A 25,276-nucleotide genomic window follows, 5' to 3' on the forward strand; every position below is an offset into this window, starting at 1 on the left:
AGCGGTCAGGGCGAAGCGGGCGTCGCAAGCCGCTGCATCGCGGCCGTCAGCGCCAGGCCGTAGCCGAGCGGGCCGAAGCCGGCCACGACGCCGACCGCGAGATCGGTGACGTAGCTGGTGTGCCGGAACGGTTCGCGGGCGTGGGGATTGGACAGATGCACCTCGATGAACGGAATTCCGACCGCGGCGAGGGCATCGCGGATCGCCACCGACGTGTGGGTGAAGGCGGCGGGGTTGATCAGGATGAAATCGATGGTGCCGCGCGCGGCCTGGATGCGGTCGACCAGCGCGTGTTCGGCGTTCGACTGGAAGCTTTCCAGCGCATGTCCTTGCGCGGCCGCCTGCTGCACCAGCCCGGCCTCGATGTCCGCCAGCGTCGTCCGCCCGTAGATCTCCGGCTCACGGGTGCCGAGCAGATTCAGATTGGGGCCGTTGAGAACGAGGATGCGGGACATCGATTCGATCCATCCGGATGGAAAGGCAGTCTGCGCGAAACCCGGAGAAGTGTCCAGATCGGCGATGTTCACGACTTTTCAAGCGCGTGCTTGAAGCGCAGCCGCCTTCCGGAGCCTTCCGGACACGGCACGGCCGCCCGCAACGCGCAGGGAGGCATGCGGGAAGAATCGGGGGAAGCCGGCATGTTCGCCGACGATGGGGGCACAAAAAGTTACGGCCCCGGCGTTTCCGCCTGGGGCCGTTCGCCCTGCACGGGTTGTTCGGACGTCGCGCCATTGCGGCGGCGACTGCGGTCCGGAAGCTCTGGCGTCCGTGCCGCGGGAGAGGGAAGGCCTCCGGTCAGCGATCCATCGACGCCGAACACAGCGTCGAGATGGTGGTCGCGCAGTGGCGGGCGAGGCTCGCCACCAGACCAGGGTTGGTTTCGTGGCCGGCGGCGGTGAGCATCACCATCTGCTGGCCGGGGCGCGGCACCCGCTGGATCACCGCGATGCCGCCGTCGGTCTGCACCGTCATGTCGGTGAAGCCGTGCTGGCCCAGATCGCGGGTCAGCGTCTCGGCCATGTTCGACAGCGCGCTGGCCACCGCCGCCAGGCGCGGCGCGTCGAGCATCGGCGCGGCGGCGTGGGCGAGGTGATGGCCCTCGAGATTCGAGAGCACGCAGGCGTGGCCATCGGGGATGCCGGCGAGCATGCCGTGCATCGTGCGCACGACGTCGTTGTAGCGGCGGTACTCGAAGTACTTGCCGAACAGGCGACTCTGCGACGGGAACGGGACGGTGTTCGCGGACATGGTGGCGGGATCGGGTGAAAGTGGGCGGGCGCGGAGCGCTTCGTCGGCGGGAACGGCGAACGTGTCGCGTTCCCGTGTTCAGGGAAGCATTCTTCGTGCCAAGTGTCCGTCCGGCAGGCGCTCGCGGCCCGGGCATGGGCCGATTCCGCGAAGTCAACGGAAAATCAATGATTTGCGGCGTGATCGATGGATTCGATCCGAGTGACGTCGACTGGAGAGACCTGCCGCGGGGCGGCAAAGGACTGCCGCAGCAGGTCGCAATTGCCCGATGACGGCGTCCTGCCGTGCCGCGTCAGCGCGCGTCGGCGGCGAAACCGTCCAGTTCGCCCGGCTCGAACGGGCCGATCCGGCGGTGCAGCACGCGGCCGTCGGCGCCGATCAGCACCGAGTACGGCAGCACGCCCTTCGGGTTGCCCAGCACCACGCCGGCGTCGGCGCGGCCGGGGGTGTCGATCAGGATCGGATAGGTCACGGGCAGCCGGGTCAGGAAATCGCGGACCTGCGCCGGATCGTCCAGCGCGATGCCGACCACCTGCGTCCCGCCCGCGCCCTGCGTCCGCGCAAACCGCTGCAGTTCCGGCATTTCGTGCAGGCAGGGCGCGCACCACGTGGCCCAGACGTTGACCAGCAGCGGCCGGCCCGGCCACGCGCCCGGCAGCGCCGTCGCGCGGCCGTCGAGATCCGGCAATTGCAGCGGCGGCACCACGTCGCCCTCGCGGGCCACGGTCACGCCGGCGGGCACCGGCGGCGCCTTGCTGTCGGCCAGCCACAGCGCCATCGCCTGCCCGAGGCGCGTGTGCAGCAGCGCGCCGGGGCCGTACACCGCCACGCCGGCGATGCCGCCGAGCATTGCGGCAAGGAAGGCGACGAGCAGGACGGTGCGGGTCTTCATGCGGTGGCGTGCGATGCCGGGGGTGTCATGCGATCGGTTCGAGGTCGGTCGGGAAGGCGCGCGCGGCTTCGTATTCCGTATTCCAGTCCGGATTCGATGAGTCGTGCCATGCGTCCGTCTTGTCGCGCAGGTTCCAGGCGCGGTTGAGGTGCGCGTAGACGTGGCCGAGATCGATGCGGAACGCCACTTCGTCCGCTTTCATGTCGCGGATGAGATTGCCGAGATGCTCGTGCGCATCTTCCAGTTCGTACATCAGCATCGACCAGGCGAGCGGATCGCGCCGCGGATCGATCATCGCCCCGCCGCCTTCGCCAGCGCGTCCTCCGCCATGCCGGGCGTCAGCACCGTCGGCAGCACGGTGCCTTCGCCGCCGCCGCGCGGGAACACCACGTACAGCGGCACGCCCACGGCCTTGTAGCGCTGCAGGAACGCGGTGATCTCGGGATCGACGTCGGTCCAGTCGCCGACCATGTAGACCGCGTCGGACTTCGCCAGCGCGTCGCGGAAGCCGTCGCGCGAGAACACGGCCTTCTCGTTGGCCTTGCAGGTGACGCACCAGTCGGCGGTCATGTTCACGAACACCACGCGGCCGGCCTGGCGCAGGTCGGCGAGGCGCTGCGCGGAATACGCGACGCGACCGTCTTCCTGCGTCGTCGTCGCACCCGCGCGCACCGGCGCGGGCAGCGTGCGGATCGCCTGCAGCGGCCACAGCGCGCCGGCGATCGCCAGCACCGCGGCGATCCGTCCCGTGCGCGTGCCGTGCATCGCCGCATGCGTCCACGCCCACGCCGCGAACGCCAGCGCGAGCGCGGCGAGGCCCCACCAGCCCACGGCGTCGGCGCCGCGCTGTTTCGCCAGCACCCACACCAGCCACAGCGCGGTGAGGTACAGCGGGAACGCGAGCACGCGCTTGAACGTGTCCATCCACGCGCCCGGCCGCGGCAGCCAGCGCGCCAGCGCCGGCACGAAGCCGACCAGCAGGAACGGCAGCGCCAGTCCCAGTCCCAGCGCGAGGAACACCAGCAGGGCGAGGCCGGTGCTGGCGGCGAACGCCCAGCCCAGCGCCGGGCCCATCAGCGGCGCGGTGCACGGCGCCGCGACCACCACCGCCAGCACGCCGGTGAAGAAGTCGCCGGCCGCGCCGCTGCGGCTGGCGAGGCCGTGGCCGGCGCCGATCCAGCGCCCGCCGACCTGCCACACGCCCGACAGGCTCAGGCCGAAGACGAACATCAGCAGGCCCAGCACCGCGACCACCAGCGGCTGCTGCAACTGGAAGCCCCAGCCCAGCGCCATGCCCGCCTGCCGCAGCGCCATCGCCAGCGCGCCCAGCGCGCCGAAGCTGACCAGCACGCCGGCCGTGTACCACAGCGCATGCGCGCGCCGCCGCTGCGCGCTCTCGCCGCTTTCGACCAGGCCCAGCACCTTGATCGACAGCACCGGCAACACGCAGGGCATCAGGTTGAGGATCAGTCCGCCCAGCAGCGCGGCGAGCAGCGCCAGCGCGAGGTTCGGCTGCATGCCGAACAGGGTCGGGCCGGGATCGGTGCCGGTGGCGGGCGTGACGTCCTGCGGCGCGACGCCGGCGGCGGGCATCGCGCCGGTGTCGCCCGGTGCTGCCGTCTGCGGCGGCGTGGTCGCGGTGTCGTCCGGCGTCGTGCCGGCCGGCGCGGTCGCCGTCGTCGTCATCGTCGTTGCGGCCTCGGCCGCGGTCTGCACCTGGCCGCGCGGGAGCGCGACGCGCACCGAGCGCGTCATCGGCGGATAGCAGATGCCGTCGTTCTGGCAGCCCTGGAACGAAGCCGTCACCGTCACCTGGCGCGCGTCCGGCGTCGTGCGCACCACCGGCAGCGGCACGTCGACCGGCTGGAAATAGACGATGACGTCGCCGAAGTGTTCGTCGCGGTGTGTCTGGCCCGGTGGCCAGCGCAGCTTGCCGGCGGCGATGCCGTCGGCCTGCAGCCGCACGCGGGTCTTGTCGCGATACAGGTAATAGCCCGGCGCGGGCGAGAAGCGCAGCAGCAGGGTGTTGCCGTCGCCGACGATGGCGTCGAAACCGAACGCTTGTTCCTCGGGCAGCGGCGCGGCCTTGCCGCCGCCGAGCAGGCTGCCCCCCGGCCCGGCACCGCGGGCCAGCGGATTGAAGTCGGACGGGCCGCCGTCGTCGGCCGCCGTGGCGCCGCCGGGCAGCACGACCGTCAGCATCCGGGTCTGCGGCGGATAGCACAGGCCGGCATCGGCGCAGCCCTGGTACTTCACCTTGATCGTCACCGATCCCGTGACGCCGGCGATGTCGGGCAGGGTCGCGACCAGATCGCCGCGGTAGGTTTCGGTCTTGCCGAAGAATTCGTCCTCGTGCGGCTCGCCCTTCGGCAGCCGCAGCGCGCCGGCGGTGGCGCCGGGCGAGATCGCGGCCACGCTGGTGCGGTGCCGGTAGAGGTAGTAGCCGTCGGCGATCTTCCAGTGCACCCGCACGCTGTCCGGGCCGGCGGCCTCGGTCGAGAGCACGTAGGCCTGGTCGACCGGCAGCAGGTCGGATTCGTCGATCGCCCGGGCCGGTGCGGCGACCAGCAGCGGCAACAGCGGCAGGAGCAGGGTGACGCACAGGCGTCGGAGGAACGGGGCGGTCATCGGGTCGATCCGGGCGTCAGGCAGTCACGGCGGGCATCCGTGGTCGGGCATCGGACCTGCGCGGATGCGTTCGGTTCCGGCGTCGGCAGCGCGGGCGGCGAGGCTGCGGAAGTATGGTCTATTCGCCGCCGCCCGGGCGCTTGGGCCGGGTGCGGCCGAGGCGCTTGGCCGACAGTTCCTCGACGATCTCCACCAGCGCCACGCGGGTGCGCGGCGAGGCTTCGCGGAACGCCTGCACCAGCCGCAGCTCCAGCGGATCCTCGACCAGCAGCGCGTCGGCGGCGGAGACCGAGTCCAGCACGGCCTCCTCGGACAACTGCATCTTGCCGCGCCCGGTCGCCAGCCATTCGAACGCCACCTTGGCCACCATCGCCACCGCGCGGAGGTGGTCGACGCTGGGATTCTTGCCCTGGGGCGACTCCCAGTGGCTGACCGCACTGCGCTGGACGCCGATCGCTTCGGCGAGGCGGGCCTGGGACAATCCGGCGTGCCGCCGTGCGAGGCGGATTCGATCCTGTGAATGCATGTTTTTTTGTGATTCAGTTCACTGAACGTGCCGTGTTTGGTTCTATCGAAACACTTTTGTCGAAGATATGCGAATTGCCAGTTTCGTTCACGGGGTTACTGATACTGTCATTACACTGTCTGCTTTTGGTGGCATGCCACCATAGATAGCATTAAAATCAGTGAGATAGCCGCATCTACTGAAGTGCGCTCACCGGAATTGGCCGTTCTGCACGACCCCCCGGTCTTCCCTGTGCAATTTGCATCGGTATTCTCACTCCAGCCGGTAGGGACGCTGGCTGCAATACGGAGGTTGCAAGGGGGGGAACGCACCTGCACGGGTGACGTCAGGATGGTCTTCTCCGGGAGCGCGCACTACATGTGCGCGCTCTTTTTTTGTGCCCGCGAAACGTGCGGCCGCAGGAGAATCCCGCGGAAACGCCGGCACCGGAAACGCGAAAGGCCCGCCGGCCGCGAGGCCGACGGGCCTTTCCGGGAATGCGCGGGATCTCAGGCCGCCTTCAGCGCCGCCTGCGCCAGCAGCGCCAGCACGCAGCCCAGGCCGCCCGCCCAGCTCAGCGAGCGGAACGCGTGCAGGTCGGCCAGGTAGAACACGCCGTGCAGGATGCGGCAGACGATGAAGACGATCGACAGCGTCGCGATCCGGCCCGGATCGACGCCCGCGGCCTGTGCCGCCAGCACGCCCGCGGCGAACGGCGCGAAGGCCTCGAAGGCGTTCAGGTGCGCCGCATAGCCGCGTTTGGCGCGCGGAAGGGTCTGCGCGGCGCTCCAGCCGCGGGGATCGCGGTTGTCGTAGCCGCGGAGGCCGAAGCGGCTGACCCCGGCCCAGAGGTAGGGCAGCACGGCTGCGACGAGAATGCACCAGTAGGCGATGGACATGCGGGAGCTCCGTGAGGGATGGCGGGACGGGCGCGCATGGGCGCCCGCTCAAGGAGGCACGTCGGCGCCGGAACGTTGCGTTACCGCAACCCGCGACTCGGACCCGTGGCCCGCCGGCATCCGGCTCGGGGCACGGCGCCCGGGGCGCGAGGCCCGTCGCCACGCGGGGTGGCGACGGACTGCCGGCTCAGAGCGAGTAGCCGAACTGCTGGCGGAACTGCTCGTCGAACTCGGCGTAGTCGAAGCGCTGGTTCTGGGTGCCGGGGTGTTCGACCTTCAGCGCGCCCATCAGGTTGCCGATCCGGCCGATGGTCGGCCAGTCGTAGCCCTTCTCGATGCCGAAGATCAGGCCGGCGCGGAACGCGTCGCCGCAGCCGGTCGGGTCGGTGACCCGGCGCTCGTGGGCCGGCGGGATGTCGTGGACCGCGCCGTCGGCGAAGATCCGGGCGCCGCGCGGGCCCTGGGTGGCGATGTAGGCCTTCACCTTGCCGGCGATGGTCTTCTCGTCCCAGCCGGTGCGCTCCTGCAGCAGGTTCGACTCGTAGTCGTTCACGGTGACGTAGTCGGCCTGCTCGATGAACGCGCGCAGTTCCTCGCCGTTGAACAGCGGCATCGCCTGGCCCGGGTCGAAGATGAAGGGAATGCCGCACTCGGCGAACTCCTTCGAGTTCTGCAGCATGCCCTCGCGGCCGTCGGGGCTGACGATGCCGAAGGTGACGCCCGCCACGTCCTTCACGTGGTTCTCGTACGACCGCATCATCGCGCCGGGGTGGAAGGCGGTGATCTGGTTGTTGTCGTGGTCGGTCGTGATGAAGGCCTGGGGCGTGAACAGCTCCGGGATTTCCTTGATGCGGTCCAGGTTGATGCCCATTTCCGTGAACCACTCGCGGTACGGGCCGAAATCGGCGCCGACGGTGGCCATCGGGATCGGGTCGCCGCCCAGCAGCTTCAGGTTGTAGGCGATGTTGCCGGCGCAGCCGCCGAACTCGCGACGCATCCGCGGCACCAGGAACGAGACGTTCAGGATGTGGACCTTGTCCGGGAGGATGTGGTTCTTGAACTGGTCGGGGAACACCATGATGGTGTCGTAGGCCAGGGATCCGCAGATCAGGGCTGCCATCGCGTCGTCTTCATCCGTAAGTGGGTGGGGTGGCCGGCTTGGCCGGCCGCATAGGGTAAGGCTGGCCCGCCCGCGAGGCCAGCGGCCGGGGGGCTCCGCCGACCCGCGGCGGCCTGCCCGCAGGCCTGTCGCGAGCTGGCCGCGGCGCCGTCCCGGACTTGTGCCGGGGCTTCCGGAATGTGCCGGAAGTCCGCGGCGAAGCGCGATTTTTGCTACGCTATTGCGTCCCAGAATCGCCCGGACGCGCCTGAATTTTTCGCGGGCGCGCCGCTCGGGCGTTCCGCGGCCAGATCGTCCCCCGGCACCTCCTTCGCCGCCTCCGTCCGCTCCCACCCCGGCACGCCATCCCGATGTTCAAAAAGTTCCGCGGCATGTTTTCCAATGACCTGTCCATCGACCTGGGCACGGCCAACACCCTCATCTTCGTCCGCGGCCAAGGCATCGTGCTCAACGAGCCGTCCGTGGTCGCGGTGCGCCACGACCGTGTCGGCGGCGGCAACCGTTCGGTCGCCGCGGTCGGCGCCGAGGCCAAGCAGATGCTCGGCCGTACGCCGGGACACATCACCACGGTGCGTCCGATGAAGGACGGCGTGATCGCCGACTTCACCTACACCGAGGAAATGCTCAAGCACTTCATCAAGAAGGTGCACAGGTCGCGCTTCCTGAAGCCCAGCCCGCGGGTGCTGATCTGCGTGCCCTGCGGCTCGACCAACGTCGAAAAGCGCGCGATCAAGGAATCGGCCCAGGAGGCCGGCGCGCGCGAAGTCTTCCTGATCGAGGAACCGATGGCCGCCGCGATCGGCGCCGGCCTGCCGGTGACCGAGGCCCGCGGCTCGATGGTCATCGACATCGGCGGCGGCACCACCGAGATCGCGGTGATCGCGCTCAACGGCATCGTCTACGCGCAGTCGGTGCGCATCGGTGGCGACCGCTTCGACGAGGCGATCATCAACTACGTGCGCCGCGCGCACGGCACGCTGATCGGCGAAGCCACCGCCGAGCGCATCAAGCTGGAGATCGGCTGCGCCTACCCGCAGGCGACGGTGCTGGAGATGGAAGTCTCCGGCCGCAACCTCGCCGAAGGCGTGCCGCGCGTGATCAAGCTCAACTCCAACGAAGTGCTGGACGCCCTGCGCGAGCCGCTGGGCGGCATCACCAGCGCGGTGAAGCTGGCGCTGGAGCAGACCCCGCCGGAGCTGTGCGCCGACGTCGCCGAACGGGGCATCGTGCTGACCGGCGGTGGCGCGCTGCTGCGCGACCTCGACCGGCTGATCAGCGACGAGACCGGCCTGCACGTGCAGGTCGCCGACGATCCGCTGACCTGCGTCGCCCGCGGCGGCGGCCGCGCGCTGGAGCTGGTCGACATGCACGGCAACGAATACTTCTCGCCGGAGTGATCCGGCCCGTCGCCCCCCGCGCCGGCGCGGGGAGGCGCGATCGCTGCGCTGCGCCGGTCCTTTCCGTTCACGGTCTCCACGCACGGTCTTGCGCGCATGACGACGTTGTCCCGCGGGTTGCGTCTCCATCTCCTGCTGACCGACCTGGGCTTCCTGGCCTACTGGCTGGCGACCGCCTGCGCGTGGTTGCCGTCGTCGCTGCTGTTCAAGGACTACCACGACCCGCTGATGGTCGCCTGGAACGTGTCGTTCGCGCCGCTGGACCTGCTGGCGAGCGTCTTCGGCCTGGCCGCGGTGGCATTGGCGGGCCGCGGAGCGCGGGCGTGGCCGCGGTTCGCGCTGGTGTCGCTGGTGCTGACCGCCTGCGCCGGATTGATGGCGATCGCGTTCTGGACGCTGCGCCGCGATTTCGACGCGACGTGGTGGCTGCCGAACCTCTACCTGCTGCTGTGGCCGCTGTGCTACCTGCCGGCGCTGCTGCGCGGGCAGGACGCCGCCGGCGATGCGCATCCGCAGGCCGGCGCAACGGGCCGGTCGCGGCCCGGCCCGCTGTCGTCGCTGTACGCCTGTTTCTGCGAGCGGACCTGATCCGCCCGCCGTCGTCCCCGAACCCATCCTGCCGTACCGCCTCCTGACGTGCCTCCCTACGCCGGCCCTTCCGCATCGCGCTCCGAGGACATCGCCGGGACCCTGCGCCTGCTCGTCGCGCTGGCGCTGGCGGTCGCGCTGATGGTCGCCGACCACCGCGGCGGCTGGCTGGCCTCGATCCGCTCGCAGCTGGAGACGGTGGCGCAGCCGCTGTGGCGATTGGCGGGGCTGCCGGCCAAGCTCGGCGACACCGTGCGCGATGACGCGGCGACGCGCACGCGGCTGATGCGCGAGAACGAGACCCTGCGCAACGCGCTGCTGATCAGCGGCGCGCGCATCGCGCGGCTGCAGGCCGCGGCCGACGAGAACGCGCGCCTGCGCGGCCTGCTGGGCACGGTCGAACGCGGCGGCCTGGACGTGCAGCTGGCGCCGATCCTCGACATCGCGCTCGATCCCACCCGCCAGCGGCTGGTGCTGGACGTCGGCCGCGACCAGGGCGTGCGCATGGGCCAGCCGGTGATCGACGCCGGCGGCCTGCTCGGGCAGGTCATCGAGGTGCGGCCGAGCACCGCGACCGTGCTGCTGCTGACCGATCCCGACCACGCGGTGCCGGTGACGATCGCGCGCAACGGCATCCGCCTCGTCGCCTACGGCCGCGGCGACCGCATCGAACTGGCGAACATCCCGACCTCCAGCGACGTGAAGGTCGGCGACCAGGTCGTCACCTCCGGGCTGGGTGGCCGCTTCCCGCCGGGCTTCCCGGTCGGCACGCTGGTGCGTCTGCGCCGCGACGAGAGCCGCATCTTCCTCGTCGGCGACCTGCGCCCCGCCGCGCAGCTCGATCGCGGCCGCGACGTGCTGCTGCTGCGTCGCGCGCCGGCACCGACGGTGCCCGTGTCGGCGGCACCTGCATCGACCACGCCTGCGTCGCCCACGTCCGCGCTGCCCGCCGGTACCGCCGCCGCGGGCACGGCGAAGCCGGCCACCGGCGCGACCGTGCAGGCCGCGAAGCTGCCGGCGGGCGCAGGGGCCACGAAACCGTCCGCGACGACGTCCCCGGCGCCGCGCAACGCGCAGGCGACGCCGTCCGTCCCGGCGGCCGGGCCGCCCGCCGCCGCGCCGGTTTCGCCCGCTCCGGAGCCCGTGCGATGAGCCGCGTCCGTCGCCCCTGGCTGTTGCCGGTAAGCGTGTTCGCGGCGCTGCTGCTCGGGCTGCTGCCGCTGCCCGCGTCGCTCCAGCCGCTGCGCCCGTACTGGCTGGCGCTGGTGCTCGCGTACTGGCTGCTGGAAGACCCCGATCGCGTCGGCCTGGGCCGGGCGTTCGTCATCGGCCTGATCGCCGACATCGCCTTCGGCAGTGTGCTCGGCGAGCAGGCGCTGCGGCTGTCGGTGATCACCTTCATCCTGCAGCGGTTCCGCCCGCAGCTGCGGTTCTTCCCGACCGCGCAGCAGGCGCTGGCGATCGGCGGCCTGCTGCTGAACGACCAGGTCGTGGTCGCCGCCACGCACTTCGTGCTCGGCCAGCGCCAGGAACACTGGATGCACTGGCTCGCGCCGGTGCTCGGCGCGGTGGTGTGGCCGCCGCTGTTCGTGCTGCTCGACGGCCTGCGCATGGGCCGCAGGCGCTGAGGCGGCGATGGCGCCGCGCGGCTACATCCGCAATTCCGCACAGGACGCCGCGCGGTTCCGCGCGCGCGCCGCGCTCGGCTTCGTGTGCGTGGTGCTGGCGATCGGCGGCCTGTCGGCGTGGTATTTCCGGCTGCAGGTGCTGCAGCACAACGACTACGCGAAGAAATCGCAGGCCAACCGCATCAAGCAGCGCCCCGAGGTGCCGGCCCGCGGCCTGATCTACGACCGCAAGGGCCGCGTGCTGGCCGACAACGTGCCGGCGTACCGCCTCGACGTGGTGCCGGCCGAGGCCGGCGACGTCGACGCCACCGTCGCGTCGCTGGCGAAGATCATCGTGCTCACGCCGGACGACATCCAGCGCTTCAACGACACCCGCCACGTCACCCGCAGCTTCCTGCCGGTGACGCTGCGGCTGAAGATCACCGACGAGGAAGCCGCGCGCTTCGCCGTCGACCGCTGGAAGTATCCGGGCGTGGAGCTGGTGCCGTACCTCACCCGGCGTTATCCCTACGGCGCGCTGTTCGCGCACGTCCTCGGCTACGTCGGCCGGGTCGACAAGAACGACCTCGAGAAGCTGGGCGACGACACCGCGGCCTTCACCCACACCGGCAAGGCGGGGCTGGAGCGCTACTACGATGCGCAGCTGCGCGGCGGCATCGGCTACGAGCAGATCGAGACGAACGTCGACGGCCGCATCATCGACCGCGTCGGCCGCATCCCGGCGCGGCCGGGCATCGACCTGCGCCTGAGCATCGACGCCGACCTGCAGCACGCGGCGACGGTGGCCTTCGGCGATCTCACCGGCTCGGCGGTGGCGGTGGATCCGCGCACCGGCGAAGTGCTGGCGATGGTCAGCGTGCCGAGCTACGACCCCAACCTGTTCGTCAACGGCATCTCGCATGCCGACTACCGCCTGCTGATGGACGATCCGGCGAAGCCGCTGTTCAACCGCAACGTGCTGGGCGGCGTCGCGCCGGGTTCGACGCTCAAGCCGCTGTTCGCGCTGTCCGCGCTGGACAGCGGCAAGCGCACGCCGGAGGACCGCATCTTCGCGTCCGGCGAGTTCCACATCCCCGGCCAGAAGCGCGGCTACCGCGACGCCGCGCGCGGCGAGGGCTGGACCGACATGCGCAAGTCGATCGGCGATTCGGTCAACACGTACTACTACAAGCTGTCGCTGGACATGGGCATCGACCTCATGGACCAGTACATGGACAAGTACGGCTTCGGCAAGCCGACCGGCATCGACCTCGCCGGCGAAGCCAGCGGCATCCTGCCGTCGCCGGCGTGGAAGCGCGCGCATGCCAAGAGCCAGGGGCCGTGGTATCTCGGCGACACCGTCATCAGCGCGATCGGCCAGGGCTTCTGGAAGGTCACGCCGCTGCAGCTGGCGCAGGGCATCGGCGCGCTGGCCAACGGCGGCCAGCTGCGGCCGCCGCACCTGGTGAAGGAAACGCGCGCCGATTTCGACAAGCCGTGGACGATGGTGCCGCAGCCGGTGCCGCGCCGCATCACCGAGAGCGCCGAACACCTGCAGGTGGTGCGCGAAGGCATGATGCGCGTCGTGCACGGCCCCGGCGGCACCGCGCGCAACATCAGCGGCGGCCTGACGTACCACATCGCCGGCAAGACCGGCACCGCGCAGGTGGTCAGCCGCCGCGGCAACGTCAGCCTCAACCCGCGCATGCTGCCGATGCACCTGCGCCATCGCGCGCTGTTCGTCGGCTACGCGCCTGCGGAGGCGCCGACGATCGCGGTGGCGGTGGTGGTGGAAGGCGGCGGCTTCGGCGCCAGCACCGCCGCGCCGATCGCGCGCAAGATCCTCGATGCGTGGGTGCTGGGCAAGATGCCGGACGGCGTCGAAAGCGTCGATGCCGCGACGTCGCCCGCCGCGACCGGGACGCCTCCCGCAGCGACGACGGCGACGCCGCCCGCGGCCGCACCGCCTTCGGCCGCAGCGCAATCGGCACACGCTTCGGCGCCTGCATCGGCGCCGGTGCTGCCGCCGCCCCCGCGCGTGCCGGCGGTGACGCGATGAAGGCCTTTGTCCGCTGGCTGCTGGACCTGTTCCTGCGCTTCACGCGCACGATCGACCTGCCGCTGCTGGGCGCGCTGCTCGCGCTGATGGTGATCGGCCTGATGGTGCTGTACAGCGCCGGCAACGAGAACCCGAAGCTCGTCATCGCGCAGGGCTCGCGCTACGTGATCGGGCTCGGCGGCATGTGGCTGCTCTCGCGCGTGTCGCCGGCGGGGCTGCGCAGCGTCACGCCGCTGGTGTTCGTGGGCTCGCTGGCGCCGCTGCTGCTGGTGCTGCTGATCGGCCAGGGCAAGCACGGCAACCTGTGGATCAACCTCGGCGTGTTCTATTTCCAGCCGTCGGAAGTGCTGAAACTCAGCCTGCCGATGATGGTCGCGTGGTTCCTGCACCAGCGCCCGCTGCCGCCGCGCGTGTCCACGGTGCTGATCGCCGGCGGCATCATCGCGATGCCGACCGGGCTGATCCTGCTGCAGCCGGACTTCGGCACCGCGATGCTGGTCGCGATCAGCGGCGCGTTCGTACTGTTCCTCGCCGGCCTGCCGTGGCGCTGGTTCGCGGCCGCGGGCGCCGGCGTGGCCGCGATCGCGCCGCTGGCGTGGTTCAAGCTGCTGCGGCCGTACCAGAAGGACCGCATCCTCACCTTCCTCGAACCCGAGCGCGACCCGCTGGGCACCGGCTGGAACATCATCCAGTCGAAGATCGCGATCGGCTCCGGCCACTGGACCGGCCAGGGCTGGGGCCAGGGCACGCAGTCGCACCTCGACTACCTGCCCGAGCACACCACCGACTTCATCTTCGCCGTGCTGTCCGAGGAATTCGGCTGGATGGGCGTGAGCATCACCCTCGCGCTGTACCTGTTCGTCGTCGGCCGCTGCCTGTGGATCGCCAGCGAAGCCCGCGACACCTACGGCCGCCTGCTCGCCGGCGCGCTCGGCCTCGCGTTCTCGGTGTACGTCGTGATCAACGGCGGCATGATTTCCGGACTGCTGCCCGTCGTCGGCGTGCCGATGCCGCTGCTCAGCTACGGCGGCACCGCCGCCGTGTCGCTGCTCGCCGGCCTCGGCGTGGTGATGGCGATGAAGGATCGTCGCTGAAAGATCGGCGTCGTCGCATCGACCGCTGCCGTCAGCGCGCGCGCTGCCCCGCCATCTTCAGCAGCATCCTGAAATATAGCCCGGGGAACCAGCGCTTGATGCGCCAGCGGCCGGGTTCGCGCTGCGTCGGCAGGATCAGGAAATCGCCGCGTTCGGCGGCGGCGAAGACCTTGTCGGCGACGACGTCGGGCTTGTCGGGCGAGCGGTCCATCCAGCGCTGCACCTTGGCCTTCGTCGCTTCGTCGGCGATCGCGGTGTCCATCAGGTTGGTGCGGAAGAACGCCGGGCAGATCACGCCCACCGACACACCGGTGCCGTGCAGCTCCGCGCGCAATTGTTCCGACAGCGCGACCACGCCGGCCTTCGCCACGCCGTAGCTCATGATGCCCGGCGCGCCGGCGAGGCCGGCGAAGCTCGCGGTGTTGAGCACCTGGCCGCGGCCAGCGGCGATCATGTGCGGCAGGAACAGCCGGCAGCCGCGCACCACGCCGAGCAGGTCGATCTCCAGGATCCGCCGCCATTCGTCCATCGTGGTGTCGACCAGCGCGCCGGCCGACGCGATGCCGGCGTTGTTCACCAGCACGTCGACGCCGCCCCACGTCGCCATCACCGCGTCGTGCAGCGCCTGCATCGCCGCGTCGTCGCCCACGTCCGCGGCCAGTGCGAGATGGCCGTCGCCGGTCAGCGATGCGCGTCCGACTTCGGCACGCTCGACGGTGAGATCGACGCAGGCCACGCGCGCGCCGGTGCGGGCGTAGCGCTGCGCGAGGGCGAGGCCGAGGCCGAGGCCGCTGCCGGCACCGGTGACGAGGACGCGACGTTGGGTCATGAAGGGGGGTCCTGCGGTAGTCTCCCCAGCTTAACAGGCCGGCGGTTCCGGCCATGGAGCCCCGCATGTCGTCCCCCGAATCCCTGTTCGACCTCACCGGCCGCACCGCCCTCGTCACCGGCGCCTCGCGCGGCATCGGCGAGGCCATCGCCCACCTGCTCGCCGCGCACGGCGCGCACGTGGTCTGCACCTCGCGCAAGGTCGACGCCTGCGAGACCGTGGCCGCGGCCATCCGCGATGCCGGCGGTTCCGCAGAGGCGCGCGCGCTGCACGTGGGCGATCCCGCCGCGATCGAGGCACTGTTCGCCGCGCTCGATGCCGAGGGCAAGGTCGCCAGCCTGCTGGTCAACAACGCCGCCGCCAATCCCTACTTCGGGCCGATGCTCGACATGGACCTCGGCAGCTACGAGAAGACGGTCGAAGTGAACCTGCGCGGCTACTTCTGGACCACCGCGCAGGCGGCGAAGCGGATGAAGGACCACGGCGGCGGCACCATCGTCAACGTCGCGTCGGTGAACGCCAAGCGCCCCGCGCACGGGCAGGGCATCTACTCGATGACCAAGGCCGGCATCGTCAACATGACCGAAGGCTTCGCCAAGGAACTAGCCGCCCACGGCATCCGCATCAACGCGCTGCTGCCGGGCCTCACGGACACCAAGTTCGCCTCCGCCATCACCGGCAACCCGAAGCTGATGGCGATGATGTCGCAGCTGATCCCGATGGGCCGCAGCGCCCAGCCCGACGAGATCGCCCCCGCCGCGCTGTTCCTGCTGTCGCCGGCCGCGAGCTACGTCACCGGCACCTGCCTGACGGTGGATGGGGGGTATCTGGCGTAACGGTTCCGCCGGCGCTCACGATGGAATGACGAACCGCGATCAGGGAGAAGCGCGATGACCGAAACCGAGGATGACATCTGGGGCGACGACCTGCTTGGTCGCCGCGAGTTCGCCGACTTCCTGACGAAAGCGCTGGTTGCGCGGACGGAGTTGATTTCTGCGAAGCAAGGACAACGCGGGTGGACGGTTGCCCTTGATGCCGCATGGGGCGCCGGCAAGAGCTTCTTCGTCAAACGATGGACCGACGACCTTCGGCGCCAAGGCTATCCCGTCGTGCTCTTCGATGCATGGGAGAACGACATCGGTGAAGAGGCGTCGGTCGCGTTGATGGCCGAAATCAACGAAGAGATGAAGCAGTGGATCGGCAAGCTGCCCAAGACAAAAACCATTGAGAGGAAAGCGCGTGCGTTGGTCGTTGATGCGGGCAGGAAGCTGAGGAAGAGCGTGATGCCGGTGGCCAAGGTGGTTGCTTCTGGCATGCTGCAGAAGGCCATCGGCGTTGGCCTTCAGGAAATACTCGACAGCAGCGACAAAGCCGGCAATGGCGAATCGAATGACAAGACAAGTTTGGCGTCCTCTGCAGAGGACGTCCTCGACAAGGTGTTCGATGTCTCGATCCAGGAGCACCAACGGCGGAAGTCGGACATTCGCGACTTCAAGAAGGCTTTGGTCGATCTCATCGACCTGATTCACGAGCAGGCAGATGCGAAGTACCCGCTGTTCGTGTTCATCGACGAACTGGATCGATGTCGTCCAACCTATGCAATCTCGATGCTTGAAGAGGTCAAGCACATCTTTGGTACGGACAAAGTTTGCTTTGTAGTGTCGACCAATTTGTCACAACTCAGGCATTCGATTTGTGCTGTGTATGGCCAGAAATTCAATTCTGAAATGTATTTGAAGAGATTTTTTGATCAATCTATTTTCTTGCCTGTTGTCGTATCGAGCAATCATATTTTGCAGCTCCAATATTTTTTTGACGGAATTTCTTCAAAGCAGAGTTTTTTTCCGATTCCTGGCATTGATTCATACGGAAAAAATGAATCGATTGAAGCAATATTGTGGATTTTTAGCGCTTTTGATTTAGATGCCCGATCTCAAAGGCAGGTTTTTCAGATGGCGGATGGTGCGGTCGCATCACTTAATGCAGATGTTGTCCATACAGTATTTATGTTCTTTTTATGTGCTCTTGCTCAGGTTGGTCAGGCGTTTTTTAACGAATTTGAGAGCGGCATGAGCGCAGAGGATGTGTGCAAAAACTTGATTAAAAATAATATCAAGTTCGCTTACAGGGCCGTAAGAAGCTCTGTATGGCAAAATGTAGATATAAGCATAAGTGAAATAATTTCTTGCTATTCATTTTTTTCAAAAATGAAATACAGGGATATTTTTGAATACAAATCTGGGTACCATGCAATTTCCCCTCAAAATCTTGTTCTTGAGGCGCTTATGAGGGAATATAATTTGGGGGGAGCCGGGTTTGATGACTTCCCTTCTGTTGCAAGATATTTTAAGCTCGTAAGATATGCGGGATATTTGAAGTAGATTATTTTTCTGTCCTTATTCGCAAGGAATTCGCACCTGGAACACGTTGCCTTCGGCATCCATCGCGTTGCACACGGTGAAGCCCGGGCCCTGCCAGCGTCCGTCGAACAGCGCACCGCCGAGGGCGGCGATGCGTTCGGCGGCGACGTCGAGGTCCGGCACGGTGAGGAAGAACTTGATCGCGACATCCTCGCGCCGCTGCGGCGGCGAGGTGACGACGATGTCCGCGGCGATGTGCGGCGGTATGCGATGCAGGACGAGTTGCAGGTCACCGGATTCGAGCACCGCGATGTGCTCGTCGGCGTGCAGCCGGCGCATGCCGGCGACCTCGCAGTAGAAGCGTTCGAGGCGATCGCGGTCGCTGGCGTAGATCAGGACGCCGGCGCGGGCGGGACCGGGCATGGCGGTGGCTCGATGGCGGAAGGAAGCCGCAGTCTACGGCGTGTCCCGTGGCGTTGGGCGGCGCCGTCGCGGCGGCTGCGCCTCGCGCTCGGCCATGTCGCGGACACGAGCGCCGGCGGTGCGCACCAGCTCGGGCAGCAGCTGCGTCTCGGGCAGGTGTTTCCAGTATTTCTGCGGCATCTCCTGGCGCATCATGCGCGGGTTGAGCCGCGCCGGGTTGAAGATGTTCGCGTAGTACGTGCGCCACAGGTCCTCGCGCGCGTCGTCCGCGGGCGCGTCGGCGCGCTGCGCGCCCGGGCCGAACGCGAGTGCTTGACCGTCCCACGCCACGCTGCGGTACGGCGTGAGGATCGCCCAGCGCATGCCGGCGAAGCGGCGCGCGAAGAATGGCGCGACGCGGTCGAGGATGTGGTGCTCCGGCTCGAACCACGCGATGAACGCATCGGCTTCGCCCGGCACTTCGCGGAAGCGCACGAACGCCTTCATCTTGTGCGTGTCGCGGCCGACCGCCTTCGCCAGCTCCGCGGCGCGGCGCACGTCGGGATCGGTCACGCGCGCGAGCAGGTGGCGCTCGCCCTGCGCGATGCGGAACGCAATGCGATACAGCAGCGCATGCCGCTGCGGCTCGCGATGGCACAGCACCGCGCCCGCGAGATCGAACAGCGCCGCGGGGACTTCCGGCGCTGCGTGCACCGCCTCGGCGGTGGCGAGGTCGGGTGCGGCGAGCAGGCTGCCCTGCGCGTCGCCGTCCCAGTCGATGTCCTCCGGCCACAGCCCCGCGCGCAGGCCGGCGCGCGCGGCCACGCGCCAGGCGTCGAGGTCCCACGGCGGATCGATGCGGGCGCGATAGAGCGTCATGCGAGGCTCATGCCGCGAACAGGTCCTGCTGCCGCGGCTTCGGTGCCAGCTGCGCGCGCAGCGTCGCCGGATCGTCGAGCCGGCGACGCGGATGGTGGTCGAGCAACTGCACGAACGGCAGCAGTTTCTGCATCGGCGCGCGCAGCCGTGCGAGGTCCGCGATGCGCAGGCGGCCATGGCGACGCGCCAGCACGATGCGGTCGACGTTGCGCGTGCCCAGCCCCGGCACGCGCAGCAGGTCCTCGCGCGGCGCGGTGTTGAGATCGACCGGGAAGCGCTCCGGATGGCGCAGCGCCCACGCCAGCTTCGGGTCGATGTCGAGATCGAGCATCGTGCTGCCCGTCTTCTGCGGCGCCGGCGCGATCTCGTCCACCTCGAAGCCGTAGAAGCGCAGCAGCCAGTCGGCCTGGTACAGGCGATGCTCGCGCAGCAGCGGCGGCGCCTGCACCGGCAGTCGCGACGAGGCATCCTGGATCGGGCTGAAGCCGGAGTAGTAGACGCGGCGCATGCGGTAGGCGTCATACAGACCGTGCGCGGTGTGCAGGATGCTGCGGTCGTCGGCATCGTCGGCGCCGACGATCATCTGCGTGCTCTGACCGGCCGGCGCGTAGCGCGGCGGACGCCTGCGCTTCGGCGTGGCGTTGCTCGCCTTCGCCGGTCTGCGCGCGTCCAGCGTTTCCTCGATCTTCGCGTGCACCGTGCCCATCGCCGTGTGGATGCCCGGCAGGTGCTTCTCCGGCGCCAGCGCCTTCAGCCCGGCCTCGGTCGGCAGTTCGATGTTGATGCTGAGGCGATCGGCGTAGCGCCCGGCCAGCGCGAGCAGTTCGGCCGAGGCCTCGGGGATCGTCTTCAGGTGGATGTAGCCGGCGAAGCGATGGTCCTCGCGCAGGCTGCGCGCGACCTCGACCAGCTGCTCCATCGTGTAGTCGCCGTTGCGGATGATGCCGCTGGAGAGGAACAGGCCTTCGATGTAGTTGCGCTTGTAGAAATCGAGCGTGAGCCGCACCACTTCGTCGGGCGTGAAGCGTGCGCGTGGCACGTTGCTGCTGGCGCGGTTGATGCAGTAGGCGCAGTCGTAGATGCAGAAGTTCGTCAGCAGGATCTTCAGCAGCGACACGCAGCGCCCGTCGGGCGTGTACGAGTGGCAGATGCCCATGCCCTCGGTGCTGCCGATGCCGCCGGACTTGAGGGAATTGCGGCCGCTGGCGCCGCTGGAGGCGCAGGAGGCGTCGTACTTGGCGGCGTCGGCCAGGACGGCGAGTTTGCGGGACAGCTGCATGGGCGGATTCTATCGGCGCGGTCGTCTCAGCCGCTGAGACGGTACGCACGCGGCGGCCGTCCGGATGCAGCGCCGCGGGCGCGTTCGCGCGACAATGCGCGGCCACCGGAGACCGCCATGCGCCTGCAGTCGCTGCACTTGCACTCGCTCCATCTCTATCCGCTGAAATCCGCCGCCGGCCTGACGGTCGACGCGCTCGCGATCGAGCCGCGCGGTCCGCGCTTCGATCGGCGCTGGCTGGTGGTCGACGCCGAAGGTCGCTTCGTCACCGCCCGCGCGGTGCCGGAACTGGTGCTGATCCGCGCCGAGCCCGATGGCGACGGCCTGCGGCTATCCGCGCCGGGATTGCCGCCGCTGGCGGTCGCGCCGCCCGCGCCCGGCGCGCCGCGCATCGCCGTCACTGTGTGGAAGGACTGCGTCGAGGCGCCGCTCGCCGATGCCGCGGCGCATGCGTGGCTGTCGGCCTGCCTGCAGCGCGAGGTCCGGCTGGTGTGGATGGACGCCGCGGTGCAGCGGCCGGTCGATCCCGCGTACGGTCGCGACGGCGACGAAGTCAGCTTCGCCGACGGCTATCCGCTGCTGCTGATCTCGCAGGCCGCGGTGGACGGCCTCAACGCACGTCTCGGCGCGTCCGGCCGGCCGCCGGTGACGATGGCGCACTTCCGTCCCAACCTCGTCGTCGCCGGTGCCGAAGCGCATGCCGAGGACGGCTGGCGGCGCCTGCGCATCGGCGAGGTCGTGTTCGACGCGGTGAAGCCGTGCACGCGCTGCGTGTTCACGACGGTCGATCCCGCGCGGGGCCGGCGTCGCGACGACGGCGAGCCGCTGGAGACACTGAAGGCCTACCGCCGCACGCCGGCGGGCGTCACCTTCGGCATGAACCTCATCGCCCGCGGCACCGGCACGGTGCGCACGGGCGACGCGGTCGAGGTGCTGGGCTGATCACTCGCTGTCGACGCCAGCGAGGTCCATGACCCACTTCGGCACTTCCGGTTCGCCGGCGTAGAACGTCTTCGGCCTGTGCTCGGCCATCGCCCAGCGGTGCAGCCAGCTCGGGCCGTAGCGGCCGTGGTAGCCGTCGGGCCGCGCGTAGGCGGGATCGCGCATCGCTTCGTCGAGCGTGACGAAACGATAGCCGCGGCGCTGGATACCGCCGACCAGCGCCGTGTAGGCATCGCCGTTGAGCGCATTGGCGTGGATCAGCAGCACCTGCGGCAGCGCGTAGCCGAGCAGCGCCTGCGACTGCGCTTCGTAGTAGTCGAGCTTGTTGAGCATGTACGGCACGTAGCCCAGGCGCAGGCGTTCGAGCAGCGCCGCGCGTTCGGGCGTGTCGGGCTGGCCGTCGAGCACGCGTTCGTATGCGAACGCCCACACCCATTCGCCGTTGTCGACCGTCACCGGCGCCACGCGATAGCCGTGCGCGCCGAGGAAATCGACGATCGCCTGCTTGTCGGCATCGGTCTGCCCGGCGCGCAGGTAGGGATGGCGGAACCAGCGCGGCGCCTGCCCGCGCTCGGCCATCATCGGCCGCAGCACGCGTTCGCCCTTCACGATCGCGTTCTCGAACGCGGGAATGCCGACCACGTGCAGGTCGACGTGGCCGTACGTGTGGTTGCCGAGATCGGCGCCGGTGTCCAGCCAGTCGCGCAGCATCGCCACGCGCTCGGGCTGCACCACGCCGTCGACTTCGAGCTTGTCCTCGTTGACGAAGCCGGTCACCGGCACGCCGGCCTGCTTCAGCTGCGCGATCAGCGCCGCGTGGCCGCTGTGCAGCCGCACCGGCGGCGTGCTGTCCATGCGCTGCCACGGCAGGTCGTCGATGGTCACTGCGATGCGGCGGTCGGGCTCGGCGGCGTGGGCGGTGGCGAAGGCGGCGAGCAGCGAGAGGACGATCAGGAAGGGAATGCGCATCGCGGGCGGGTCGCTGCCGGGGAGCCTCGGACTCTAGCGCAGCTGCGTGCGATCGGCGAATCGATGTGCAAGCCGATGAGTGAATCGATTGGCCTGTCGCGGCGCATGGCGCTACGCTTGCCGGACTCCTCCCGCGGCGGCGAGACACCGACGATGAAGCGCATTTCCTGCCTGTGTTGCGTGCTGGTCCTGCTGGCGTTGCCCGTTGTCGGGCGCGGCGAAGAACATCGTGACCGCGGCGTCATCAGTTCGACCGCGTTCCAGGCGTTCATGGAGCGACGGTATGGTGATCTCGAAAAGCAGGCCGAGGGCTATCGCGCGACGCAGGCCCGGACCTCCAGCGGCGTGTGGAAGCTCGCGATCTTCGACGCGGGCATCGACAGCGCGTTCACCGGCAGGACGCAGAGCCTCGCGATCTGGGAATCGCGCCGCAGGAACGTCGAGGCGTGGATTGCCGCCTATCCGAAGGATCCGTCGCCGCGGTTGGCGCAGGCGCGGATGATGATCCAGCGGGCGTGGACGCATTGCGGCTGCGGCGGTCCGGAGGATGCCGCGCCGGCGGAGCGCAAGGCCTTCCTCGTCGCGATCCAGAATGCGCGCAGCTATCTGGAATCGCAGAAGAAGATCGCGGCCGTCGACCCGCGCTGGTACGAATACATGGCCGAAATCGCGGGCTACCAGCATTGGCCGCGCGCGGAATTCGACAGGATGCTCGACGAGGGGCTCACCCGGCATCCGCAGTATTACGACCTCTACTTCAAGGCCATGGCCTACTACGCGCCGCGGTCGGGCGGCAGCGCGCAGGCAGTCGAGGATTTCGCGCGCGCGGCGGTGAAGCGCACGCGCAAGACCGAGGGCGAGGGCATGTATGCACGCATCTACTGGTACGCCGCGCAGGTGCAGTATCGCGACGAACTATTCCGGCAGTCGAAGGTCGACTGGCCGACGATGAAGCGCGGCATCCACGACGTGCTCGCGCGCTATCCAGATGCGTGGAACCTCAACAATTTCGCGCGCTTCGCTTGCCTCGCGGGCGATCGCGCGGAGGCGCAGGCGCTGGCCGCGCGCATCGGCGAGATCCCCGATGTCGACGTGTGGAACCGTGATCGCGGGGAGTTCCAGGCCTGTCGCGCCGGCAAGCCGATGCCCAGGGCGTTGCCCGGGCGTGTCATCCCGGGCCGCGCGGCACGTCCGCACCGATAGTCGCCTCGTTGCCGTCACTGCGGGACCGCGCGCCCGCGCACAACGGCAGGCGACGTCGATCGCGGACACGCTTCCGCATGCGATCGCCGGCGATGTGACGACGATCGCCTTCCCTGCGGCAATCGTGCGTCGAGGTGGCCTGCGCATCGCGGCTTCGTCGTTTGCGTTGGGGTGTCGCAGGGGGCGGCACATCTTCCGCAACGATCGAGACCAAGGACCATGACCAGACATGCCACGCTGTCGGCCGCCCTGTCGGCTGCCATCGCCCTCACCGCACTCGCCGGCACTGCCCAGGCGAAGGAAGAGACCCTGCGCCACGTGCGCCTGTGCGACGCTTCGTACTGTTACTACGCCTGGAACGTCGTCGATTCCGACGGCGACGGCGTCTGCGATGCCGACGAACTCGTCGCCGGCACCGATCCGCACGATGCCAAAAGCCGCCCCGCGCCGGAGATCATCGCCACGCTCGTCGGCAAGCAGATGCTGCCGAGCTTCGAGTTCGGCCTCGGCAAGGTGATCCTGTATCCGGAGAAGCTGCAGGAGACGATCGAAGCCGGCCAGCAGGACCCGTTCGCCACGTTCCCGGTGGGGCAGCGCAAGGACGCGATGACGCGTCTGGGCCTGTCCGCCGAGCTGATGGCCGCGCACGGTATCGAGGTGGGCGACGGCTTCACGCTGGTGCAGGAATTCGACACCAAGGGCGGCGCGCCGTATCGCCGCGTCGGCGGCATGGACATCAGCCTGATCAGCGCCGGAGACGATGAGGACGGCGGCTGGGAGCCGCTGACCTCGCCCGAAGTGAAGGAGATCTACAACTACGACGACGGCTCCACCGGCTACCTGCTGACCAACGGCGACTGGATCTACGATGGCGCCGACGGCCACGGTGTGCGCCAGGACAAGGACGGCAAGATCCTCGACGACTGGTACGTCAATCCCGATGCCGACACCGGTGCGGGCGACCCGCCGACGGACGAGCAGATCAAGGCCTGGGCGCGCGTGCACGGCGCGACGATCCTGACCGTGCAGGGCCACGAGCCGCCGACGGTCGATCCGGACGGCATCGAGAACCCGCGCGACCTCATCGTGCTGATCGATCCGGAATACGGCGAGTACGGCGGCATCGTCCAGGACCTGCCGCGCGTGGACAAGGCGCAGCCGGAAACCCGGCCCGACCTGCCGAATCCGCAGATGCCGAGCGACTGCGGCAAGTTCTGCGGCCACTGAGCGCAACGGATGTCGATACGCGAACGGCGGCCCGATGGCCGCCGTTCGTGCGTGTGCGAGGTCGGTGTCGGTCGCGTGCCGCGCTCAGAGCAGCGGGATGTCCTTTTCCTCCGTCGGGAAACCGAACGACTTGCGCATCGTGCGCAGGCTCGCCGGCATCGGCGGGCGGGCGATGCCGTGGTCGCGCAGCCAGTGCTGGCACTTGCGCTGCCACTCGACTGTCTTCGGGCTGCCGGGATGCCAGTAGATGTTCTCGACGATGGGCATGCCGTCGACGTAGACCGGCTTGCCGTCCTTGCCGTACTTGACCCAGGCGAACCCGTCGGCCGGCGCATTCGGCTGCGGCAGCGGCGTGCCCTTGGCGTCGGTCGGCGCGAGCGCGGTGCCACGGACCTTCTTGGTCGGGTCGCCGCCGTGCTGCAGCAGCCAGTAGGTCTGCTCGAAGCCGCCGCGCCCGGCGTACCAGTCCAGCGGCGAGCCAGGGTAGACGGAATCGTCGTTCACCTTCGCGCCGCGTTCGATGAGCAGCTTCACGTTCTGCCACTGGTTCTGGTGCAGGAAGGCGACGAAGGTCAGCGGCTCGTCGTTGGTGTTGACCGTGTTCGGGTCGCCGCCGTGGTCGAGCAGCAGCTTCAGGTAGATCGGGTCTTCGGCCTGCGCCGCGTAGACGAGGGCGTTGTTGTAGCGGAACTTGTGGCTCTCGGTGCCGTCGTCGTAGCGCTTGTCGATGCGCTCGGGCCGGCGCGCGTTGGGGTCGGCGCCGTTCTCCAGCATCGCCTTCAGGCCTTCCGGGTTTTCGGTGAAGACCGGCCAGGCGACCAGCGGCATGCCCTCGCCCATCTCGCCCTTGGCGAAGATCGTGTCCGGATCGACCTTCTCGTCGCGCATCAGCCGGCGGATGGCGTCGGTCTCGCCGTGCTCGGCGGCGATGGCCAGGTCCAGCGCCTTGCCGTCGAAATAGTGCTCGGCGCCGTGCTGCGAGCGGCTGGCGTCGTTGGCCGCGGGCAGCGGGCCGAAGCAGGCGCACAGCCCCAGGCACAGGGCGATCGAGGCGGCCCAGCGGGGCGGTGCCCGGCGGACGGAAGACGGGAACATGGCGGCATCGGATCGGGGGATGCGGCCTAGATAGCAGAAAACCCCGACCGGCGG

The 25,276-nt window shown here is 69.0% G+C and carries 24 protein-coding genes and 1 pseudogene; 11 read left to right on the forward strand and 14 right to left on the reverse strand.

The window, feature by feature from the left end; genetic code table 11:
* Nucleotides 1-5 precede the first annotated feature (5 nt).
* The 8 genes from aroQ to ACT53Q_RS04840 form a co-directional block, all read right to left on the reverse strand.
* Nucleotides 6-455: a type II 3-dehydroquinate dehydratase gene (aroQ, locus tag ACT53Q_RS04805; protein ID WP_476185522.1), complete on the reverse strand. Its 450-nt coding sequence runs from the start codon at nucleotides 453-455 to the stop codon at nucleotides 6-8.
* A gap of 340 nt (nucleotides 456-795) precedes the next feature.
* The gene (locus ACT53Q_RS04810; protein ID WP_476185523.1) at nucleotides 796-1,248 is read right to left on the reverse strand and encodes a roadblock/LC7 domain-containing protein; all 453 of its coding nucleotides are present in this window, start codon (nucleotides 1,246-1,248) and stop codon (nucleotides 796-798) included.
* 292 nt (nucleotides 1,249-1,540) lie between these two features.
* A complete protein-coding gene (locus ACT53Q_RS04815; protein ID WP_476185524.1) occupies nucleotides 1,541-2,140 on the reverse strand; it encodes a TlpA family protein disulfide reductase in 600 nt (199 codons plus the stop codon).
* 25 nt (nucleotides 2,141-2,165) lie between these two features.
* Nucleotides 2,166-2,435: a hypothetical protein gene (locus ACT53Q_RS04820; protein ID WP_476185525.1), complete on the reverse strand. Its 270-nt coding sequence runs from the start codon at nucleotides 2,433-2,435 to the stop codon at nucleotides 2,166-2,168.
* Nucleotides 2,432-4,768, reverse strand: a complete 2,337-nt coding sequence (locus ACT53Q_RS04825) for a protein-disulfide reductase DsbD family protein (RefSeq protein ID WP_476185526.1) — start codon at nucleotides 4,766-4,768, stop codon at nucleotides 2,432-2,434. Before ACT53Q_RS04825 ends, ACT53Q_RS04820 begins: the two co-directional genes overlap by 4 nt.
* 118 nt (nucleotides 4,769-4,886) lie before the next feature.
* A complete protein-coding gene (locus ACT53Q_RS04830) occupies nucleotides 4,887-5,294 on the reverse strand; it encodes a helix-turn-helix transcriptional regulator (RefSeq protein ID WP_476185527.1) in 408 nt (135 codons plus the stop codon).
* 488 nt (nucleotides 5,295-5,782) lie between these two features.
* Entirely contained in the window at nucleotides 5,783-6,172 is a 390-nt protein-coding gene (locus ACT53Q_RS04835) for an MAPEG family protein (protein WP_476185528.1), read from the reverse strand.
* Nucleotides 6,173-6,359: 187 nt separating this feature from the next.
* Nucleotides 6,360-7,292 carry a carbohydrate kinase family protein gene (locus ACT53Q_RS04840; protein WP_476185529.1) on the reverse strand — a complete coding sequence of 311 codons (933 nt, stop codon included), beginning with the start codon at nucleotides 7,290-7,292 and terminating at the stop codon, nucleotides 6,360-6,362.
* A gap of 350 nt (nucleotides 7,293-7,642) precedes the next feature.
* Between ACT53Q_RS04840 and ACT53Q_RS04845 the strand changes: the two genes are divergently transcribed.
* From ACT53Q_RS04845 to rodA, 6 genes are all read left to right on the forward strand, one after another.
* A complete protein-coding gene (locus ACT53Q_RS04845; protein ID WP_476185530.1) occupies nucleotides 7,643-8,689 on the forward strand; it encodes a rod shape-determining protein in 1,047 nt (348 codons plus the stop codon).
* A gap of 96 nt (nucleotides 8,690-8,785) precedes the next feature.
* The gene (locus tag ACT53Q_RS04850; RefSeq protein WP_476185531.1) at nucleotides 8,786-9,277 is read left to right on the forward strand and encodes a DUF5360 family protein; all 492 of its coding nucleotides are present in this window, start codon (nucleotides 8,786-8,788) and stop codon (nucleotides 9,275-9,277) included.
* Nucleotides 9,278-9,325: 48 nt separating this feature from the next.
* Entirely contained in the window at nucleotides 9,326-10,429 is a 1,104-nt protein-coding gene (gene mreC / locus ACT53Q_RS04855; RefSeq protein WP_476185532.1) for a rod shape-determining protein MreC, read from the forward strand.
* A complete protein-coding gene (mreD, locus tag ACT53Q_RS04860) occupies nucleotides 10,426-10,905 on the forward strand; it encodes a rod shape-determining protein MreD (RefSeq protein WP_476185533.1) in 480 nt (159 codons plus the stop codon). The genes mreC and mreD overlap by 4 nt, the downstream gene beginning before the upstream one ends.
* A 7-nt stretch (nucleotides 10,906-10,912) precedes the next feature.
* Nucleotides 10,913-12,943: a penicillin-binding protein 2 gene (gene mrdA, locus ACT53Q_RS04865; RefSeq protein WP_476185534.1), complete on the forward strand. Its 2,031-nt coding sequence runs from the start codon at nucleotides 10,913-10,915 to the stop codon at nucleotides 12,941-12,943.
* Nucleotides 12,940-14,037, forward strand: a complete 1,098-nt coding sequence (gene rodA, locus ACT53Q_RS04870; RefSeq protein WP_476185535.1) for a rod shape-determining protein RodA — start codon at nucleotides 12,940-12,942, stop codon at nucleotides 14,035-14,037. Before mrdA ends, rodA begins: the two co-directional genes overlap by 4 nt.
* A gap of 31 nt (nucleotides 14,038-14,068) precedes the next feature.
* On the opposite strand, the gene ACT53Q_RS04875 is transcribed toward rodA, so the two are convergent.
* On the reverse strand, nucleotides 14,069-14,866 hold the full coding sequence (locus ACT53Q_RS04875; protein ID WP_476185536.1) for an SDR family NAD(P)-dependent oxidoreductase: 798 nt from the start codon (nucleotides 14,864-14,866) through the stop codon (nucleotides 14,069-14,071).
* Between the two features lie 65 nt (nucleotides 14,867-14,931).
* Between ACT53Q_RS04875 and ACT53Q_RS04880 the strand changes: the two genes are divergently transcribed.
* Entirely contained in the window at nucleotides 14,932-15,702 is a 771-nt protein-coding gene (locus tag ACT53Q_RS04880) for a glucose 1-dehydrogenase (RefSeq protein WP_476185537.1), read from the forward strand.
* A gap of 54 nt (nucleotides 15,703-15,756) precedes the next feature.
* Nucleotides 15,757-17,247: a KAP family P-loop NTPase fold protein gene (locus ACT53Q_RS04885; protein ID WP_476185538.1), complete on the forward strand. Its 1,491-nt coding sequence runs from the start codon at nucleotides 15,757-15,759 to the stop codon at nucleotides 17,245-17,247.
* Between the two features lie 15 nt (nucleotides 17,248-17,262).
* Here ACT53Q_RS04885 and ACT53Q_RS04890 read toward each other — a convergent pair whose 3' ends face one another.
* The 3 genes and pseudogenes from ACT53Q_RS04890 to ACT53Q_RS04900 form a co-directional block, all read right to left on the reverse strand.
* Nucleotides 17,263-17,649 carry a VOC family protein gene (locus ACT53Q_RS04890; protein ID WP_476185539.1) on the reverse strand — a complete coding sequence of 129 codons (387 nt, stop codon included), beginning with the start codon at nucleotides 17,647-17,649 and terminating at the stop codon, nucleotides 17,263-17,265.
* A gap of 54 nt (nucleotides 17,650-17,703) precedes the next feature.
* A pseudogene (locus ACT53Q_RS04895) lies at nucleotides 17,704-18,507 on the reverse strand (TIGR03915 family putative DNA repair protein); the annotation flags it as partial.
* Between the two features lie 7 nt (nucleotides 18,508-18,514).
* Nucleotides 18,515-19,786, reverse strand: coding sequence for a putative DNA modification/repair radical SAM protein (locus ACT53Q_RS04900; RefSeq protein ID WP_476185540.1), 1,272 nt, complete (start codon nucleotides 19,784-19,786; stop codon nucleotides 18,515-18,517).
* A 117-nt stretch (nucleotides 19,787-19,903) separates the two neighbouring features.
* Here ACT53Q_RS04900 and ACT53Q_RS04905 point away from each other — a divergent pair, with 117 nt between their 5' ends.
* A complete protein-coding gene (locus ACT53Q_RS04905) occupies nucleotides 19,904-20,728 on the forward strand; it encodes an MOSC domain-containing protein (RefSeq protein ID WP_476185541.1) in 825 nt (274 codons plus the stop codon).
* Here the strand turns inward: ACT53Q_RS04905 and ACT53Q_RS04910 are convergent, their stop codons facing one another.
* On the reverse strand, nucleotides 20,729-21,697 hold the full coding sequence (locus ACT53Q_RS04910; protein WP_476185542.1) for a polysaccharide deacetylase family protein: 969 nt from the start codon (nucleotides 21,695-21,697) through the stop codon (nucleotides 20,729-20,731).
* Nucleotides 21,698-21,850: 153 nt separating this feature from the next.
* On the opposite strand from ACT53Q_RS04910, the gene ACT53Q_RS04915 reads away from it, so the two are divergent.
* On the forward strand, nucleotides 21,851-22,900 hold the full coding sequence (locus ACT53Q_RS04915; protein WP_476185543.1) for a DUF4034 domain-containing protein: 1,050 nt from the start codon (nucleotides 21,851-21,853) through the stop codon (nucleotides 22,898-22,900).
* Between the two features lie 219 nt (nucleotides 22,901-23,119).
* The gene (locus tag ACT53Q_RS04920) at nucleotides 23,120-24,127 is read left to right on the forward strand and encodes a thrombospondin type 3 repeat-containing protein (protein ID WP_476185544.1); all 1,008 of its coding nucleotides are present in this window, start codon (nucleotides 23,120-23,122) and stop codon (nucleotides 24,125-24,127) included.
* 84 nt (nucleotides 24,128-24,211) lie between these two features.
* On the opposite strand, the gene ACT53Q_RS04925 is transcribed toward ACT53Q_RS04920, so the two are convergent.
* A complete protein-coding gene (locus tag ACT53Q_RS04925; protein ID WP_476185545.1) occupies nucleotides 24,212-25,222 on the reverse strand; it encodes an ankyrin repeat domain-containing protein in 1,011 nt (336 codons plus the stop codon).
* Between the last annotated feature and the right edge of the window lie 54 nt (nucleotides 25,223-25,276).

Source organism: Lysobacter sp. DMC97 (genome assembly GCF_056313745.1).

Coding starts and splice junctions, on each gene's coding strand:
- ACT53Q_RS04820 (WP_476185525.1), bottom strand. CDS start 2,435: ATGATCGATCCGCGGCGCGATCCGCTCGCCTGGTCGATGCTGATGTAC.
- ACT53Q_RS04835 (WP_476185528.1), bottom strand. CDS start 6,172: ATGTCCATCGCCTACTGGTGCATTCTCGTCGCAGCCGTGCTGCCCTAC.
- ACT53Q_RS04885 (WP_476185538.1), top strand. CDS start 15,757: ATGACCGAAACCGAGGATGACATCTGGGGCGACGACCTGCTTGGTCGC.
- ACT53Q_RS04840 (WP_476185529.1), bottom strand. CDS start 7,292: ATGGCAGCCCTGATCTGCGGATCCCTGGCCTACGACACCATCATGGTG.
- mreD (WP_476185533.1), top strand. CDS start 10,426: ATGAGCCGCGTCCGTCGCCCCTGGCTGTTGCCGGTAAGCGTGTTCGCG.
- ACT53Q_RS04900 (WP_476185540.1), bottom strand. CDS start 19,786: ATGCAGCTGTCCCGCAAACTCGCCGTCCTGGCCGACGCCGCCAAGTAC.
- ACT53Q_RS04830 (WP_476185527.1), bottom strand. CDS start 5,294: ATGCATTCACAGGATCGAATCCGCCTCGCACGGCGGCACGCCGGATTG.
- aroQ (WP_476185522.1), bottom strand. CDS start 455: ATGTCCCGCATCCTCGTTCTCAACGGCCCCAATCTGAATCTGCTCGGC.
- ACT53Q_RS04875 (WP_476185536.1), bottom strand. CDS start 14,866: ATGACCCAACGTCGCGTCCTCGTCACCGGTGCCGGCAGCGGCCTCGGC.
- ACT53Q_RS04880 (WP_476185537.1), top strand. CDS start 14,932: ATGTCGTCCCCCGAATCCCTGTTCGACCTCACCGGCCGCACCGCCCTC.
- ACT53Q_RS04815 (WP_476185524.1), bottom strand. CDS start 2,140: ATGAAGACCCGCACCGTCCTGCTCGTCGCCTTCCTTGCCGCAATGCTC.
- rodA (WP_476185535.1), top strand. CDS start 12,940: ATGAAGGCCTTTGTCCGCTGGCTGCTGGACCTGTTCCTGCGCTTCACG.
- ACT53Q_RS04905 (WP_476185541.1), top strand. CDS start 19,904: ATGCGCCTGCAGTCGCTGCACTTGCACTCGCTCCATCTCTATCCGCTG.
- ACT53Q_RS04810 (WP_476185523.1), bottom strand. CDS start 1,248: ATGTCCGCGAACACCGTCCCGTTCCCGTCGCAGAGTCGCCTGTTCGGC.
- ACT53Q_RS04915 (WP_476185543.1), top strand. CDS start 21,851: ATGAAGCGCATTTCCTGCCTGTGTTGCGTGCTGGTCCTGCTGGCGTTG.
- ACT53Q_RS04920 (WP_476185544.1), top strand. CDS start 23,120: ATGACCAGACATGCCACGCTGTCGGCCGCCCTGTCGGCTGCCATCGCC.
- mrdA (WP_476185534.1), top strand. CDS start 10,913: ATGGCGCCGCGCGGCTACATCCGCAATTCCGCACAGGACGCCGCGCGG.
- ACT53Q_RS04850 (WP_476185531.1), top strand. CDS start 8,786: ATGACGACGTTGTCCCGCGGGTTGCGTCTCCATCTCCTGCTGACCGAC.
- ACT53Q_RS04910 (WP_476185542.1), bottom strand. CDS start 21,697: ATGCGCATTCCCTTCCTGATCGTCCTCTCGCTGCTCGCCGCCTTCGCC.
- ACT53Q_RS04890 (WP_476185539.1), bottom strand. CDS start 17,649: ATGCCCGGTCCCGCCCGCGCCGGCGTCCTGATCTACGCCAGCGACCGC.
- ACT53Q_RS04845 (WP_476185530.1), top strand. CDS start 7,643: ATGTTCAAAAAGTTCCGCGGCATGTTTTCCAATGACCTGTCCATCGAC.
- ACT53Q_RS04825 (WP_476185526.1), bottom strand. CDS start 4,768: ATGACCGCCCCGTTCCTCCGACGCCTGTGCGTCACCCTGCTCCTGCCG.
- ACT53Q_RS04925 (WP_476185545.1), bottom strand. CDS start 25,222: ATGTTCCCGTCTTCCGTCCGCCGGGCACCGCCCCGCTGGGCCGCCTCG.